Genomic DNA, 14,425 nt, shown 5'->3' with positions numbered 1-14,425 from the left:
ATCGATCAGCAGAGCTGCGGCAAAGCCGTCGCTCAGCTCGCGGGGACCGCGTCGTGGCGGGAGGCCTTGCCGAGCGCCACGGGCCAGTGCGCCAGAGCCGCGGTGGCCCCGTACCAGGCCAGCAGCCCGGAGAGCGCGGCGACCCACCCGGCGGCCTTGCCCAGCCCGGCGCTGTCGGCGAAGGCCCCGGTCGCGAGGAGCAGCAGGGAGAGGGTGAACAGGGCATGGACGCCCTGGCCGAAGAGTCCGCTCGGCGCGCCCAGGGTGAGGGTCAGCGCGAGCAGGGCGAAGAGGACGAGGAACATTCCGGCCGCGTCTGGCGAAACCTTCTCCCCGGCCCCCGAAGCCCAGGTGAACCAGAAGGCGCCGAGGCCCGCGAAGGCCGTGCCGTTGAAGCCGTTGCCGCCGCGGAATTCCAGCATTCCCAGGACGAACAGGGCGATACCGCCGACGTACATCGCGAGTGCCACGGAGTCGGCCGCGCTCACACCGCCGACGATGCCGGTGTGGCCGATACCGAACGCGAGAAGGGTGAGACCCAGGGCGATGTTGCCGAGGGTCGAAGTCGAGGCTGCGCTTCCCGCAGAGCCACCATTGTCCACGGCGGGCTCCCTTCGATCTGCAGTTGTTTGCTGTCTCCCAGCAGCACTTATTTACCCTTTACAGGGTGCACAACCGCACAATCGACGTACAGCCGGTTACGGAATGACAACAACCGGTCGCTGTGCGCGCTTGGCCAGTCGGCCGGCCACCGATCCGAAGATCCGGCCGACCATCCCGTGCGTGGAACCGACGACGATGGCGTCGGCCGAATACTCGCGGCCGACCTCCTCCAGCTCGTGGCAGATGTCACCGCCCCGCTCGACCAGGATCCACGGCACTTCGGCCAGGTAGTCCGCGCAGGCCAGTTCCAGACCGAGCACCTCGGTGCGGTGGTCGGGCACGTCCACGAACACGGGGGGCTCACATCCGGCCCACACCGTGGTGGGCAGCCGGTTGGCCACATGGACGATGATCAGACCGGAGCCGGAGCGACGTGCCATACCGATCGCGTACGCGAGGGCGCGCTCGCTGGAGGTGGAGCCGTCGAATCCCACAACGACCCCGTGCCGGAAGGCCGGATCGCAGGGAAGGCGCGCCTGTTCCACCGCGCGCACATCGGCGGCGGACGCGGGGTCGGCGAGCCGTTTGCGCTTGCGGTCCGCGGGTTCGGAGTATTCGTGACCGGCCATGGGTGTCTCGGCGAGGAGGTCCTTGGAGGAAGCAACAGGGCGAAAGCGGCGACGCTGGGTGACGGAGCTCTGTCCGGGAAGCTTCTTCCCGGCCCGTATCCCCCAGGGTACGGCGACACCCCTTTGCTGCACAGGGCTTGCCGCCCTTGGAGAGCGTCCCAGGGAGCATGCCGGAGCGAGCGCGCCTTGGCAATGGCCGCTGCCCCCTACAGCCAGTGACGAGTCAGGTCCGAGCCACCCGTGCGCACAGTGACCGAGCCGCGTCGTGGGGCGTTGGACAGGAGTCCGACCGTCCAGGAAGAGCCCGCAGGGAGCACGCCGTGCCCGGTCATCCGGTTCACCCCGTCCAGCCCGCTCAGCCGACGCAGCCCGTCCGGTACACCGACACCACGCCGCATTTCACCCCCTCCCCTCTTCACTCGTCCGTGCACCCCGGCAGACGCCCCCATGACGACCCCGCGGGTGACGTGGTCCGCTGGGCGGCCTTCAGCTGCCTGCTCGTCCCCGTGGTCCTCGTCGTCTACGGGACCTCCTTCGGCGGAGCCGCCGTCGCGACCCTCGGCCTGGTCGCCGTCACGGCCGTCTGCCGGGCGATGCTGCGCTATGCGGAGAAGACGGAACGCGCCGCGGCCCGCGTCCTGGCGGAGGAGCGGCTTCCGTCCGCCCATCGCGGCCGGCACTCGCGGGGCGGGAGCGGAGCCCACCGCGGCTGCCACGGCTCGGCAGCCCCGACCCCGCACGACTGACCGGTTCGCACACCCACACCCGCACGTTTTCAGCCAACTTCCCGGCAGGATGCCCCCCTTGCCGGAATGTCCGGCCAACGCCCCCACCACCGGCGACGACCGAGCCCGGGGTGCCCCCAGACCCCACGGGTACTGGCCACGGCCGGACGGCGCGCTTCCCCCTCCGGTAGCGGAGCGGAACCCTTACTGATCGAATGCTTTTCGCCAAGTTGCCAAGTCGACATAGCGCTGCGTGCTGAACTTGTCACGCCGACACCACGGGACGCAGTAGATTCGATCATGTATTTACGGCGGGGGATCCACGTGCAAGGCCGAGGGGAAACGTGCAGGTGCGACCAGACCAAGGAGTCGCGACACCCAAGGGGGGCTTAGCGCCATGAGCCAGGATTCCACCGCCGTCGTCGCGGACGCCGGCCGGAAGCTCGCGGGGCGTCGCCGCAGGGAGATCGTCGCGGTGCTGCTCTTCAGCGGCGGACCGATCTTCGAGAGCTCTATTCCACTTTCCGTGTTCGGCATCGACCGGCAGGACGCGGGAGTTCCACGCTATCGACTACTCGTATGCGCCGGTGAGGACGGTCCGCTCAGGACCACCGGCGGACTCGAACTGACCGCGCCTTACGGGCTGGAGGCGATCGCCCGGGCCGGGACGGTCGTCGTGCCCGCCTGGCGCTCCATCACCTCACCGCCGCCGCCCGAGGCACTCGACGCGCTGCGTCTGGCGCACGAGGAGGGGGCCCGGATCGTCGGACTGTGCACGGGAGCCTTCGTGCTCGCCGCCGCCGGTCTGCTGGACGGCCGGCCCGCGACGACGCACTGGATGTACGCGCCGACGCTGGCCAAACGGTATCCGTCCGTCCATGTCGATCCGCGCGAGCTGTTCGTCGACGACGGCGACGTACTCACCTCCGCCGGCACGGCGGCCGGAATCGACCTGTGCCTGCACATCGTGCGCACGGACCACGGCAGCGAGGCGGCCGGTGCTCTGGCCCGCCGGCTCGTCGTGCCGCCGCGGCGCACGGGCGGCCAGGAGCGCTATCTCGACCGGTCGCTGCCGGAGGAGATCGGCGCCGACCCGCTGGCCGAGGTCGTCGCCTGGGCGCTGGAACACCTCCACGAGCAGTTCGACGTGGAGACGCTGGCCGCCCGCGCTTACATGAGCAGGCGCACCTTCGACCGGCGCTTCCGGTCCCTGACGGGCAGCGCGCCGCTGCAGTGGCTGATCACCCAGCGGGTGCTCCAGGCGCAGCGGCTGCTGGAGACCTCCGACTACTCGGTGGACGAGGTCGCCGGGCGCTGCGGGTTCCGTTCGCCGGTCGCCCTGCGCGGGCACTTCCGGCGGCAGCTGGGGTCCTCCCCGGCCGCCTACCGCTCGGCCTACCGGGCACGCCGGCCGCAGGCCGACGTGGCGCAGGTGGCCCAGCTCTCGGACGGCCCCGTTCCGCACCAGCGCACGCCGCAGCCGCAGCGGGCGGCCGCGGCCCTGGCCGCGGCGGGTCCGACCGTGACGGAGCTCTACGCCCCGGGCCGGGTCCTGCGCGAGCACGCGTAGTCACGCCTGACCCGCACAACGGGTACGGAACGAGAAGGTCCCCCATCGGTCATCCCCGGTGGGGGACCTTCCGCTCATGCGGTCCGCTCCCCGGGGGACCGCATAAGGTGGGACACATGAACGATCGCATGGTGTGGATCGACTGCGAGATGACCGGGCTCTCGTTGACGGACGACGCACTTATCGAGGTGGCCGCACTGGTCACCGACTCGGAGCTCAACGTGCTCGGCGAAGGCGTGGACATCGTGATCCACCCGCCGGACGCCGCCCTGGAGACCATGCCCGACGTGGTGCGCGCGATGCACACCGCCTCCGGACTGCTCGACGAGCTGCCCGGCGGAACCACCCTCGCGGACGCCGAGGCCCAGGTCCTGGCGTACGTACGCGAACACGTCAAGGAAGCGGGCAAGGCCCCGCTCTGCGGGAACTCGGTCGGCACCGACCGCGGATTCCTGCTGCGTGACATGGCCGCGCTGGAGGCGTACATGCACTACCGGATCGTGGACGTGTCCTCGATCAAGGAGCTGGCGCGGCGCTGGTACCCGAGGGCGTACTTCAACAGCCCCACGAAGAACGGCAACCACCGGGCGCTCGCGGACATCAAGGAGTCCATCGCCGAGCTGCGCTACTACCGGGAGGCGGTCTTCGTGCCGCAGCCCGGGCCCGACTCGGACACGGCCCGGACCATCGCCGCCAAGTACGTCCTGCCCGGCGCGTAGGACAGGGCCTCGGTCCGGGCTTCGCTTTCCGGAGGGGGCACGGGGAAAGGGGGGAGCGAGCACCCTCCCGGACCCTGTACCCTTTTCTTCGGCCGGTCGGTTTCTGCGACCGGACATGGTGGGTGTAGCTCAGTTGGTAGAGCACCTGGTTGTGGTCCAGGTGGCCGCGGGTTCAAGTCCCGTCACTCACCCTGCGAGAGGGCCCCGGTACGCGAAAGCGGAACGGGGCCTTCTGCATGTGCACCGGGGGCCTTGCCTGGGCGCCCCGCGCGGGCGTGCCCGGGACCGCCGGGGCAGCGGTCAGGTCGATTCCCGGACGACCAGCCGGTTCGGCAGGACGACGGCGACCTCCCCCGCCTCCCCCGAGATGCGCTCCAGCAGCATGCGCGCCATCGTGCGGCCCATCTCCTCGACCGGCTGCCGCACGCTGGTCAGCGGCGGGTCCATGTGCTGGGCCAGCACCGAATCGTCGAAACCGACCAGCGCCACATCGTGGGGAATCCGGCGCCCGGCCGCTCGCAGCTCCCGCCGGGCGCCCGCCGCCATGACGTCCGAGGCGGCGAAGACCGCGTCGAGCGCGGGACGCCGCTCCAGCAGCTCCCGCATGGCCCGGCGGCCGCCGTCCTCGGTGAAGTCGCCGACCGAGATCAGCAACTCGTCCACGCGGTGTCCGGCATCGGCGAGGGCCTTCCGGTAGCCGTCCAGCCGGCACTGGGCCCCGTACACGTCCAGCGGGCCGGTGATCGTCGCGATCGAGCGGCGGCCCCGCTCCAGGAGGTGGCCCACGGCCTCGGCCGCGCCGGCCAGGTTCCCCGAGTCCACGTACGGCAGCGTCTCCGCGGCCGAGCGGCGGCCGCTGATCACCGCCGGGATGCCGAGCTCGGCGAGCAGCTCCGGCAGCGGGTCACCGGCGTGGACGGAGACCAGCAGCACCCCGTCGACGCGGTGCCCCGAGAGGTACTGGGCCAGGCGCCGGCGCTCGCGGTCGCTGCCGGCGAGGGTGAGGACGAGCTGGATGTCGGTGTCGGCCAAGGTGGCGCCGACCCCGCGCACCACGTCCGAGAAGTACGGCTCGGCGAAGAACCGGGCCTCGGGCTCGGGGATCACGAGGGCGATGGCGTCGGTGCGGTTGGCGGCGAGGGCTCGGGCGGCGCGGTTGGGTACGTACCCCAGCTCGGCGACGGCTGCCTCGACGGCGGTCCTGGTGTGCTCGCTGACCTTGGCGGAACCGTTGATCACCCGGGAGACCGTGCCGCGGCCGACACCCGCGCGCGCGGCGACCTCCTCCAGTGTCGGCCGTCCCCCGCTACGCCCATGCCCGTTCATGGTTTCCTCCCGGTTGTGAATCTACCTCTTGACGACTGTGGGAGCGCTCCCACACTGTGGCACACGACACCCCCGCAGGTTTCGCCTTTCAGGGAGGCTCCACATGCGCGCTCAGGCCCGAACCCGAAGAACCCTCCTCACCCTGGGCACCGCGGTCACCGCGGCGGCCCTGCTGCTCACCGGATGCGCGCAGGACGCGGCGCCCGGGCCCGGGGCGAGCGGCTCCGCAGGCGGCGGAGGGGCGAAGACCACCCTCACCGTGGGGGTGTTCGGGGCCTTCGGCCTCCAGGAGGCCGGCCTCTACGACGAGTACATGGCGCAGAACCCCGGGATCAAGATCGTCCAGACCTCCATAGAACGCAACGAGAACTACTACCCCCAACTCCTCACCCACCTGGGCACCGGCAGCGGGCTCGCCGACATCCAGGCCGTCGAGGTCAACAACATCGCGGAGATCACCGCCACCCAGGCGGACAAGCTGGTGGACCTGGCCAAGGCCCCCGGCGTGGACAAGGCGGCGTACCTGCCCTGGAAGTGGGCGCAGGGCACGGCGAGCGCGGCGAAGGGCGGTGCCACGGTCGGCCTCGGCACCGACATCGGGCCGCAGGGCATCTGCTACCGCAAGGACCTCTTCCAGGCCGCCGGGCTGCCCACCGACCGGGGGTCGGTCGGCGCGCTGTGGGCGGGCGACTGGAACAAGTACCTGGAAGCGGGCAAGGCCTACCAGGCCAAGGCAGGCGCCGGAAAGGCCTTCGTCGACTCGGCGTCGGGCGTGATGGCGGCGGTGACCGGAAGCAGCGGCCAGCGCTTCTACGACGACGAAGGCAAGATCGTCTACAAGACCAACCCCGCCGTGCGCGGCGCCTTCGACATGGCGGCGCGCTTCGCCACCGAAGGGCTGAGCGCGAAGCTCCAGCAGTTCACCCCGGGCTGGGACCAGGGCTTCGCCAACGGCGCCTTCGCGACCATCTCCTGCCCGGCGTGGATGCTCGGGTACATCCAGGACAAGGCGGGCCCGGCCGGCAAGGACCAGTGGGACGTGGCCCAGGCGCCGAAGCCGAGCAACTGGGGCGGCTCCTTCCTGATCGTGCCGAAGGCGGGCAAGCACACCGAGGAGGCCGCGAAGCTGGCCGCCTGGCTGACGGCTCCGGCGCAGCAGGCCCGGCTCTTCGAGAAGCGGGGCAGCTTCCCGAGCGCCAGTGCCACCTACGAGCTGCCGGCGGTGTCGCAGGCGCGGCACCCGTACTTCGGCGGCGCACCGATCGGCGAGATCTTCTCGCGGGCGGCGCAGGGCGTGCCGGTGACGGTGCTCGGCCCCAAGGACCTGGTGATCGCGCAGAACCTGGCGGACATCGGGATGCTCCAGGTGGACCAGAAGGGGCGGACGCCGCAGGAGGGCTGGGAGGCCGCGGTGAAGGCCATCGACAACGCGCTGGACCAGTGAGGCGATGACGACCGACGACACCGCCGCCGTCCTCTCCCCCTCCTCCCCCCGCCCGGTGCGGGGGGAGGAGGAGAGGGGGGCCGGGGGCGGCGCCGAGGGCCCCGGCCGGCGCCAGGTGTGGCGCTCGCGCCGCTACCGGTGGGACCTGCGCGGGAGCCCGTACGCCTTCGTGGCGCCCTTCTTCCTCTTCTTCGCCGCCTTCGGGCTGTTCCCGCTCCTGTACACGGGGTGGGCGGCGCTGCACCAGGTCGAGCTGACCGACCCGGACAGCATGACGTGGGTGGGGCTGAAGAACTTCACACGGCTGTGGGCCGACGAGTTCTTCTGGAACGCGCTGCGCAACACGGTCACCATCGGGCTGCTGTCCACGGTGCCGCAGCTGGCGATCGCACTGGGTCTGGCCCACCTGCTGAACTACAAGCTGCGTGGCTCGGCGTTCTTCCGGGTCGCGGTGCTCACCCCGTACGCGACCTCCGTGGCGGCCGCCACGCTCGTCTTCGTACTGCTCTTCGGCCGGGACTACGGGATGGTCAACTGGGTCCTCTCGGTTGTCGGGTTCGATGCCGTGGACTGGCAGAACGACACCTTCGCCTCCCAGTTGGCGGTCTCCACCATCGTGATCTGGCGGTGGACCGGCTACAACGCGCTGATCTACCTGGCGGCCATGCAGGCCGTGCCGAACGAGTTGTACGAGTCGGCCGAGCTGGACGGAGCCTCGCGTCTGCAGCAGTTCGTCCACGTGACGGTGCCCTCGCTGCGGCCGACGATCTTCTTCACCTGTGTGGTGTCGACGATCGGGGCGACGCAGCTGTTCGGCGAGCCGCTGCTCTTCAACGGCGGGGCGGGCGCGACGGGCGGTTCGGACCACCAGTTCCAGACGCTCGGGCTGTACCTGTACGAGCAGGGCTGGGTGAATCTGCACCTGGGGCGGGCTTCGGCCATCGCGTGGGCGATGTTCCTGATCCTGCTCCTGATCGCCGGCGCGGCCCGGCTCCTCCAGGCATGGGCCCGGGCCCGGGAGCAGAGCCGGGAACGCGGTGCGGGCCCGGGCCGGGCCGGGGGCCTGGGTCGGGCCGGGGGCCGGGGCCAGGCCGGGGGCCTGGGTCGGGCCGGGGGCCGGGGCCAGGCCGGGGGCCTGGGTCGGGCCGGGGGCCGGGGCCAGGCCGGGGGCCGGGGCCAGGCCGGGGGCCGGGGTCGGGCCGGGGGCCGGGGCCAGGCCGGGGGCCGGGGTCGGGGCCGTGGAGAAGCTCGGGAACAGAGCACGGCACAGGGAGGGAAGGCTTCACGATGAGATCACTGCGCGCGGGCAGGCTGACGTACGTCATCCTCGCCCTCTTCACGGCCGGATCGCTCTTCCCCCTGGTGTGGACGGCGATCGCGGCCTCCCGCACCAATACCCGCCTGGCCCAGACCCCGCCGCCCTTCTGGTTCGGCGGGAACCTCGGCCGCAACCTCCAGATCGCCTGGACCGACGCCAACATGGGCACGGCCCTGCTCAACACCGTGGTCGTGGCCGGTACGGTCGCCGCCGGCACGGTGGTCTTCTCCACCCTGGCGGGCTTCGCCTTCGCCAAACTCCGCTTCCGCGGACGCCGGCTGCTGCTCGCACTGGTGGTCGGGACGATGCTGATCCCGCCGCAGCTGAGCGTCGTCCCGCTGTACATGCTGATCGCCCAGCTGTCGTGGACCGACCGGCTCCAGGCGGTGATCCTGCCGACCCTGGTCTCCGCCTTCGGAGTGTTCTTCATGCGGCAGTACCTGGCGCAGGCACTGCCGATGGAGCTGGTGGAGGCCGCCCGCACGGACGGGGCGAGCTCGCTGCGGATCGTGTGGCACGTGGTGTTCCCGGCGGCCAGGCCGGCGATGGCGGTGCTGGCCATGCTGACCTTCGTCATGGCATGGAACGACTTCTTCTGGCCGATCGTCGCGCTGACCCAGAACGGCAGCCCGACGGTGCAGGTGGCCCTGACGGGCCTGGGCCGGGGCTACATCCCCGACCAGTCCGTGATCATGGCGGGTGCGCTGCTCGGCACGCTCCCGCTGTTTGTTGTGTTCCTCGTCTTCGGCCGCCAGATCGTGGGCGGCATTATGCAGGGAGCGGTCAAAGGATGACGGATACGCACATGCGCCCGGGCTCCGGTACGGGTACGGGCCTGCGGTTCCCGCAGGGCTTCCTGTGGGGTACGGCCACGGCGGCCTTCCAGATCGAGGGCGCCGCCGATCAGCGCGGGCCCTCCATCTGGGACACCTTCTGCCGGATCCCGGGCAAGGTGCACGGCGGTGACACGGGGGACGTGGCGGTGGACCACCACCGGCTCTGGCGGCAGGACGTCCGGCTGATGGCCGAGCTGGGGCTCGGGGCGTACCGGTTCTCCGTGTCGTGGCCGCGCGTGCTCTCCGGCGGGATCGGCTTCTACGACGCGCTCGTGGACGAGCTCCTCTCGCACGGGATCAAGCCCTGCGTGACCCTTTACCACTGGGACCTGCCGCAAGCGCTGGAGGGCGCGGGAGGCTGGCCCCAGCGGGAGACCGCCTATGCCTTCGCCGAGTACGCGGCGACCGTGTCCGGAGCCCTCGCCGACCGGGTCGAGCTCTGGACCACCCTCAACGAACCCTGGTGCAGTGCCTTCCTCGGCTACGCCTCCGGGGTCCACGCCCCCGGCCGCACCTCCCCCGCCGACTCCCTGCGCGCCGCCCACCACCTCAACCTGGCCCACGGCCTGGCCGCCTCCGTCCTGCCCCTCTCGGCCCGCGTCGGCATCGCCCTCAACCCCAGCGCGGTACGCCCGCTGACCGACTCCCCCGCCGACCTGGACGCGCGGCGCCGTATCGACGCCCTGGCCAACCGGATCTTCACCGGGCCGCTGCTGCACGGGGCCTACCCGCAGGATCTGGTGGCGGACACCGCCGCCCTGACCGACTGGTCCTTCGTACGCCCCGGCGACGAGACCCTGATCCACCAGCCGCTCGACTTCCTGGGCGTGAACTACTACACCCCGGCGGTGGTCTCGGCCGCTCCCGAGGGGGACGGTCCCCGCGCCGACGGTCATGGGGCCACGGGGCACTCCCCCTGGCCGGCGGCGGACGCGGTGGCCTTCCACCAGCCTCCGGGCGAGCGGACCGACATGAACTGGTCGATCGACCCGACCGGCCTCTACGACCTCCTGATGCGCTTCACCCGCGAGGCACCCGGTCTGCCCCTGTTGATCACCGAAAACGGTGCTGCCTACGCCCCGGACGTGCACGACCCCTTGCGCATCGCCTACTTGGAGTCCCACCTGACCGCGGTCCACCGGGCGGTACGGGACGGGGCACCCGTCGAGGGTTACTTCCTGTGGTCCCTGATGGACAACTTCGAGTGGTCCTACGGCTACAGCAAGCGCTTCGGCATCGTCCACGTGGACTACGAGACCCAGAGCCGCACCCCGCGCTCCAGTGCCCACTGGTACGCGCGGCTGGCCCGCACGGGAGTCCTGTGACCCGTCTGCCTCCGCGCGGCCCCTAGGCGCAGAAGGCGTCGGTGTGGTCCTCGGCCCAGGTCTCGAAGGTGCGGGCCGGGTGACCGGTGAGGCGCTCCACCGCGTCCGTGATCTCGACCGGGAGCCCGTCCGTGGACGCCCAGTAGCGCAGCAGCGCATCGGCCTCGGGGCCGGGTATGAAGCCCTCGACCTCGGACTTCCACTGCTCCGGGGAGACGGGCTCCCAGGGTATGGGCCGGCCGATCGCCGCGCCGAGTACCGCGAGATGGGCAGCGGACCGCGGACTGCCGGCGGCGTCGGGATGGAGCACCGATGAGGAGGGCAGGAGGACGACGTGCTCGACGCCGGCGGTGACGGCCTCCCTGACAAAGGTTTCGACGGCGGAGGCCCCGGCGTAGAGGAAGACGGAGCGGACACCGGCGAGGGCGCCCGGGAAGTTCGCCGGATCGGTGAGGTCACACCGGACGGCTCCGTCGGTGTCCGGATCACGGGAGCCGAGCCGGTGGGGAATACCCCGGGCGGTGAGGAGGGCGGACAGACCGCGGGCGACGGCGCCGCGAGCGCCGGTGATGAGGGTGGACATGGCACGTTCCTGTTTCCTGGTTCCTGGTTCCTGGTTCCGATAGAGTAGATACGTGGCGCAGATTCTTCGCTGTGCATCTTCTGCGCCACACAGGTAAATCTGGAGCATGGAGTAGCCGATGTCAACCAATTCCCCCCGTACGGGTGATGAGTGGAGCCGCGCCGAGCTGCTCGCGCGCATCGTCACGGAGAGCCAGCGGCACTACGCCGACTACTCGCTCTTCAACCAGGCACTGGCCGACCACGTCGGCCTGCACCCCACCGACATGCAGTGCATCGCCCTCCTCGATCTGGAGCCCGGCCCGGTCAGCACCGGTGACATCGCCCGGCTCACCGGCCTGACCTCCGGCTCCGCCACCCGGCTCGTGGACCGCCTGGTCAAGGCCGGCATCGTGGAGCGGCACACGGACCCGAACGACCGCCGCCGCTCCCTCGTCTCCCTCGCCCCCGAGGCACGCGAGCGCGTCGGCGCGGCCTGGGACGCGCCCGGCCGGGCCTTCGGCGCCGTACTGGAGGGCTACTCCGACACCGAACTCGCCGTCATCGCCGACTACCTGCACCGCGCCGCCGAGGTCGGCCGGGCCCAGGCCGAGCGGCTGACCTCGGGCGACACCGGCTGACCGGCCCGTCCGGTCAGTGAACAGCGGCTTCCCCGGGCCGCTTTGGGGCGCTACGGTCGAGCACAACGGGCCATGACGCGCGCCGGAGAAACGGGAGGGGCGGCGTGCGGATGGAGGTTGTCCGTGACCCGGTCCACGCCCGTTCCCCCGCCCGATTCCCCGCCGTCTCCCGTCCCGATTCCCCCCCGAATAAGAACGGGAGCCCGCCCACAAGCAAGTCCCCCGCCAGCGCGCCGGACGACGCGTCCGCCAGCGCGTCCGCATCCACAGCCGCCGGCTTCCGGGGCGTCTTCGCCCTCGGCGGTACCGCTCTGCCCCTCTACGCGTTCCTCGCGCGACTGCCCGCCGCGCTGTCCCCATCGGAACGCTCCTGCTCATCAACGAACGCGACGGCATCGGCGACGCCGGCGCGGTCGCCGCCGCCCTGTGGCTCGGCCAGGCCCTCGGCGGCCCCGTCATCGGCCGTTACGCCGACCGCCGCGGCCACCGCCCCGTACTGCTCGTCGCCTGCGCCGCGAACGCCGCCGTCCTCGGCCGCCCTCGTCGCGGCCGTCCTGGGCGGCCTGCCGCTGGCCGTACGGATGGTGCTCGCCGTCGCCGCCGGGCTCACCGTCCCGCAGATCGGGCCACTGGCCCGGGCACGGTGGTCACGGCTCGCCGGCGAAGACAAGAGGTTGCTCGGCTCCGCCCTGTCCTTCGAAACCACCCTGGACGAGGTCGGGTTCATGGTCGGCCCCGCGCTGGCCGGGATCCTGGCCGTGACCGTGCATCCGGCGTCGGCGCTCGTGCTCGCGGCCGGGCTGATCCTCGTATGCGGCACGCTCTTCGCGCTGCACCCGACCGCGCCCGGCCCGACCGCGCCCGGCCCGACCGCTTCCGCGTCCACGACCACGACCACGACCACGGGCCGAGGGTCGCCCTCCGGCGTACGCCTGTGGTCGCCGGGCCTGGTCCTGCTGTTCGCGATGGCCGTGCTCCAGGGAGCCGCGTGGAGCGGTGCCAATACCGGGGTCAACGCACTCGCCGAGTCACTCGACCGGGCGGGCGCGGCCGGGCTGGTGTGGGCCGCCATGGCCGTGACCAGCTCGATCGCCGGCTTCGTGACGGTGGCCCGGCCCGGCTCCGCCGACCTGGCCGTGCGGCTGCGCTGGACCATCACGGCCCAGGCGCTGCTGACGCTGCCGCTGCTGGCGGTGTCGGGGCTGCTCGGCGCCACGTTCGCGCTGGCCGGGATCGGGCTGGCCGTGGCGCCGCACCTGATCGCGCTCTTCGGACTGGTGGAGCGCACCGGCCCAGCGCAGCGGATGGGAGAGGCCATGACCGTGGTGGCAGCGGGCTGATCCTCGGTCAGGCGGCGGCAGCGGCGGCCGCCGGGCCCCTGGCCGCGGTGTACGGGTACCGGGCGGCCTTCGCCGTATCGTGTGCGGCCGCCGCAGCCTCCGCGCTGCTGGCACTGGTCGCGGTGGGCCGGGTGCGCTTCGGCGCCCCTGACCCTGACCGCACCCCAGCCCCCGCCCCGGGCCCGGGCCCGGCCCCGGCCGCCGGCACCACGACGGGCACACCGCCCGCCGGTCGCCGAGGAGCGCGGCGGCGGTGACGGTGACGGTGCCGAGGTGGACATGGACAGCAGCCCCACGGTCTCCCCGCTTGCAGCGATACGGCTATGCGATGACCGCGGTGGCTTCGACTTCCACCAGGAGGTCAGCTTCGCCACGTCATCGAAGGAGCCGCCGACACCGGCGAGAGCGGTGGCGATATTGTGCTCACGGCGTGCCCATGTTGACCGCACTGTTCACCAGCGCGGGAGACGAACCGGACCGATGCCGCCGGTCGGTTCAGCACGGCTGGGGCCGGACGGCCGCCGCAGCCCGGTCCGGCGCTCGTGATCGGAAGGACTCTCCCTAGTCCAGGATCCCGACGTCGTAGAAGAACTGGTACCGGGTCGGGTCGTCGGGCAGGAACCAGTGGAAGCCCTCCTCCAGGAAGACCGCCACGACGTTGACGGCGAGGACCAGGCCCAGGAACCACAGCGCCGCCGTCCCCACCGTCCGGTACGGCCCCGGCCCGTCCGCCGGCACGGCGCGGCCGGCCGTCGAGTGGGCGAAGGCCAGGACGATGCCGATGCCGACCACCGAGGCCTGGAAGAGGATCCAGGCCCATACGTACAGGTGGAGGCCGAACACCTCGCTCCCGTACCCCTTGTCACCCGGCAGGATGTGCAGCATCGTCTGCCGCCAGGACGCGAAGGAGCCCGCGACGACCCCCACGAGGGACAGGCCCCAGCCCGTCATGTAGTCGCGGCCGCTCACCACCCCGTACGTCAGCGCCGTGCGGATGATGTACGCCGCGCCCATCGCCGCCAGCAGCATGAACATCCGCTGCACGACGCAGAGCGGGCACGGGTACTCCCACAGCCCGAACTGGTAGAAGAGGCCACCGCAGACGACACCCGTCCAGCCGACGGTGAAGAAGCACGCGAACCAGTACTGGGTCCGCCCCGGCAGAGCGCCCCTTTCCGGGGCCTCCGGGAGGAGGCTCTGCATCGCGGCCACCGGTCAGTAGCTCAGGTTCAGGGCGAGGCCGCTGGTGATGTGGTGGGCCATCAGCAGGATCACGGCGATCAGCATGACCCACCACGCCCCGAGCACGACCGTCCGGGACGACTCCCGGTACATGGCGATCAGCGTGGCGAGGAGCCCGCCGAAGATGAGGGTGTCCATGCCGCGGA

At 71.6% G+C, this 14,425-nt stretch carries 14 protein-coding genes, 1 tRNA gene and 1 pseudogene; 10 read left to right on the top strand and 6 right to left on the bottom strand.

Translation table 11 applies throughout. The features are described 5' to 3' along the window. Positions 1-32 precede the first annotated feature (32 nt). Positions 33-602, bottom strand: a complete 570-nt coding sequence (locus ACWDX7_RS03245) for a GPR1/FUN34/YaaH family transporter (RefSeq protein ID WP_451488500.1) — start codon at positions 600-602, stop codon at positions 33-35. A gap of 96 nt (positions 603-698) precedes the next feature. Further along, positions 699-1,232, bottom strand: a complete 534-nt coding sequence (locus ACWDX7_RS03240) for a universal stress protein (RefSeq protein WP_451488501.1) — start codon at positions 1,230-1,232, stop codon at positions 699-701. 320 nt (positions 1,233-1,552) lie between these two features. On the opposite strand from ACWDX7_RS03240, the gene ACWDX7_RS03235 reads away from it, so the two are divergent. The 4 genes from ACWDX7_RS03235 to ACWDX7_RS03220 all read left to right on the top strand — a co-directional run bounded on the left by ACWDX7_RS03235 (position 1,553) and on the right by ACWDX7_RS03220 (position 4,437). Then, on the top strand, positions 1,553-1,978 hold the full coding sequence (locus ACWDX7_RS03235) for a hypothetical protein (protein ID WP_451488502.1): 426 nt from the start codon (positions 1,553-1,555) through the stop codon (positions 1,976-1,978). Positions 1,979-2,354: 376 nt separating this feature from the next. Continuing rightward, positions 2,355-3,527 (top strand): helix-turn-helix domain-containing protein, encoded by a 1,173-nt coding sequence (locus ACWDX7_RS03230; RefSeq protein ID WP_451488503.1) that lies wholly within the window; start codon positions 2,355-2,357, stop codon positions 3,525-3,527. 116 nt (positions 3,528-3,643) lie between these two features. After that, positions 3,644-4,246, top strand: a complete 603-nt coding sequence (gene orn / locus ACWDX7_RS03225; RefSeq protein WP_451488504.1) for an oligoribonuclease — start codon at positions 3,644-3,646, stop codon at positions 4,244-4,246. Positions 4,247-4,364: 118 nt separating this feature from the next. Continuing rightward, positions 4,365-4,437: transfer RNA gene (locus ACWDX7_RS03220), tRNA-His, on the top strand. A 109-nt stretch (positions 4,438-4,546) separates the two neighbouring features. Here the strand turns inward: ACWDX7_RS03220 and ACWDX7_RS03215 are convergent. Continuing rightward, on the bottom strand, positions 4,547-5,572 hold the full coding sequence (locus ACWDX7_RS03215) for a LacI family DNA-binding transcriptional regulator (protein ID WP_451488505.1): 1,026 nt from the start codon (positions 5,570-5,572) through the stop codon (positions 4,547-4,549). A 103-nt stretch (positions 5,573-5,675) separates the two neighbouring features. Between ACWDX7_RS03215 and ACWDX7_RS03210 the strand changes: the two genes are divergently transcribed. The 4 genes and pseudogenes from ACWDX7_RS03210 to ACWDX7_RS03195 all read left to right on the top strand — a co-directional run bounded on the left by ACWDX7_RS03210 (position 5,676) and on the right by ACWDX7_RS03195 (position 10,495). Continuing rightward, positions 5,676-7,016, top strand: coding sequence for an ABC transporter substrate-binding protein (locus ACWDX7_RS03210; RefSeq protein WP_451488506.1), 1,341 nt, complete (start codon positions 5,676-5,678; stop codon positions 7,014-7,016). 4 nt (positions 7,017-7,020) lie between these two features. Beyond that, positions 7,021-8,034: pseudogene (locus ACWDX7_RS03205) on the top strand (carbohydrate ABC transporter permease); the annotation flags it as partial. 269 nt (positions 8,035-8,303) lie between these two features. Further along, a complete protein-coding gene (locus ACWDX7_RS03200; RefSeq protein WP_451488507.1) occupies positions 8,304-9,128 on the top strand; it encodes a carbohydrate ABC transporter permease in 825 nt (274 codons plus the stop codon). Beyond that, on the top strand, positions 9,125-10,495 hold the full coding sequence (locus ACWDX7_RS03195) for a GH1 family beta-glucosidase (RefSeq protein ID WP_451488508.1): 1,371 nt from the start codon (positions 9,125-9,127) through the stop codon (positions 10,493-10,495). The genes ACWDX7_RS03200 and ACWDX7_RS03195 overlap by 4 nt, the downstream gene beginning before the upstream one ends. Positions 10,496-10,517: 22 nt before the next feature. On the opposite strand, the gene ACWDX7_RS03190 is transcribed toward ACWDX7_RS03195, so the two are convergent. Beyond that, positions 10,518-11,078, bottom strand: a complete 561-nt coding sequence (locus ACWDX7_RS03190; protein ID WP_451488509.1) for an SDR family oxidoreductase — start codon at positions 11,076-11,078, stop codon at positions 10,518-10,520. A 118-nt stretch (positions 11,079-11,196) separates the two neighbouring features. Here ACWDX7_RS03190 and ACWDX7_RS03185 point away from each other — a divergent pair, with 118 nt between their 5' ends. Next, positions 11,197-11,697: a MarR family winged helix-turn-helix transcriptional regulator gene (locus ACWDX7_RS03185; RefSeq protein ID WP_451488510.1), complete on the top strand. Its 501-nt coding sequence runs from the start codon at positions 11,197-11,199 to the stop codon at positions 11,695-11,697. 581 nt (positions 11,698-12,278) lie between these two features. Further along, entirely contained in the window at positions 12,279-13,037 is a 759-nt protein-coding gene (locus ACWDX7_RS03180; protein WP_451488511.1) for an MFS transporter, read from the top strand. 561 nt (positions 13,038-13,598) lie between these two features. Here ACWDX7_RS03180 and ACWDX7_RS03175 read toward each other — a convergent pair. Together ACWDX7_RS03175 and ACWDX7_RS03170 are read right to left on the bottom strand one after the other, a co-directional pair. After that, positions 13,599-14,240, bottom strand: coding sequence for a disulfide bond formation protein B (locus ACWDX7_RS03175; protein ID WP_451488512.1), 642 nt, complete (start codon positions 14,238-14,240; stop codon positions 13,599-13,601). A 12-nt stretch (positions 14,241-14,252) separates the two neighbouring features. Beyond that, positions 14,253-14,417, bottom strand: a complete 165-nt coding sequence (locus tag ACWDX7_RS03170; protein ID WP_451488513.1) for a DUF5993 family protein — start codon at positions 14,415-14,417, stop codon at positions 14,253-14,255. Positions 14,418-14,425 lie beyond the last annotated feature (8 nt).

The organism is Streptomyces sp. NPDC003034, from assembly GCF_053591375.1.
Note: the sequence above shows the minus strand (reverse complement) of the source record. Positions and strands in the feature narration are given on the sequence as shown.

Excerpts from the sequence above, each read along its gene's own strand:
- ACWDX7_RS03230 (WP_451488503.1), top strand. The coding sequence starts at position 2,355 with ATGAGCCAGGATTCCACCGCCGTCGTCGCGGACGCCGGCCGGAAGCTC.
- ACWDX7_RS03175 (WP_451488512.1), bottom strand. The coding sequence starts at position 14,240 with ATGCAGAGCCTCCTCCCGGAGGCCCCGGAAAGGGGCGCTCTGCCGGGG.
- ACWDX7_RS03210 (WP_451488506.1), top strand. The coding sequence starts at position 5,676 with ATGCGCGCTCAGGCCCGAACCCGAAGAACCCTCCTCACCCTGGGCACC.
- ACWDX7_RS03180 (WP_451488511.1), top strand. The coding sequence starts at position 12,279 with ATGGTGCTCGCCGTCGCCGCCGGGCTCACCGTCCCGCAGATCGGGCCA.
- ACWDX7_RS03240 (WP_451488501.1), bottom strand. The coding sequence starts at position 1,232 with ATGGCCGGTCACGAATACTCCGAACCCGCGGACCGCAAGCGCAAACGG.
- ACWDX7_RS03190 (WP_451488509.1), bottom strand. The coding sequence starts at position 11,078 with ATGTCCACCCTCATCACCGGCGCTCGCGGCGCCGTCGCCCGCGGTCTG.
- ACWDX7_RS03200 (WP_451488507.1), top strand. The coding sequence starts at position 8,304 with ATGAGATCACTGCGCGCGGGCAGGCTGACGTACGTCATCCTCGCCCTC.
- ACWDX7_RS03170 (WP_451488513.1), bottom strand. The coding sequence starts at position 14,417 with ATGGACACCCTCATCTTCGGCGGGCTCCTCGCCACGCTGATCGCCATG.
- orn (WP_451488504.1), top strand. The coding sequence starts at position 3,644 with ATGAACGATCGCATGGTGTGGATCGACTGCGAGATGACCGGGCTCTCG.
- ACWDX7_RS03185 (WP_451488510.1), top strand. The coding sequence starts at position 11,197 with ATGTCAACCAATTCCCCCCGTACGGGTGATGAGTGGAGCCGCGCCGAG.
- ACWDX7_RS03215 (WP_451488505.1), bottom strand. The coding sequence starts at position 5,572 with ATGAACGGGCATGGGCGTAGCGGGGGACGGCCGACACTGGAGGAGGTC.
- ACWDX7_RS03195 (WP_451488508.1), top strand. The coding sequence starts at position 9,125 with ATGACGGATACGCACATGCGCCCGGGCTCCGGTACGGGTACGGGCCTG.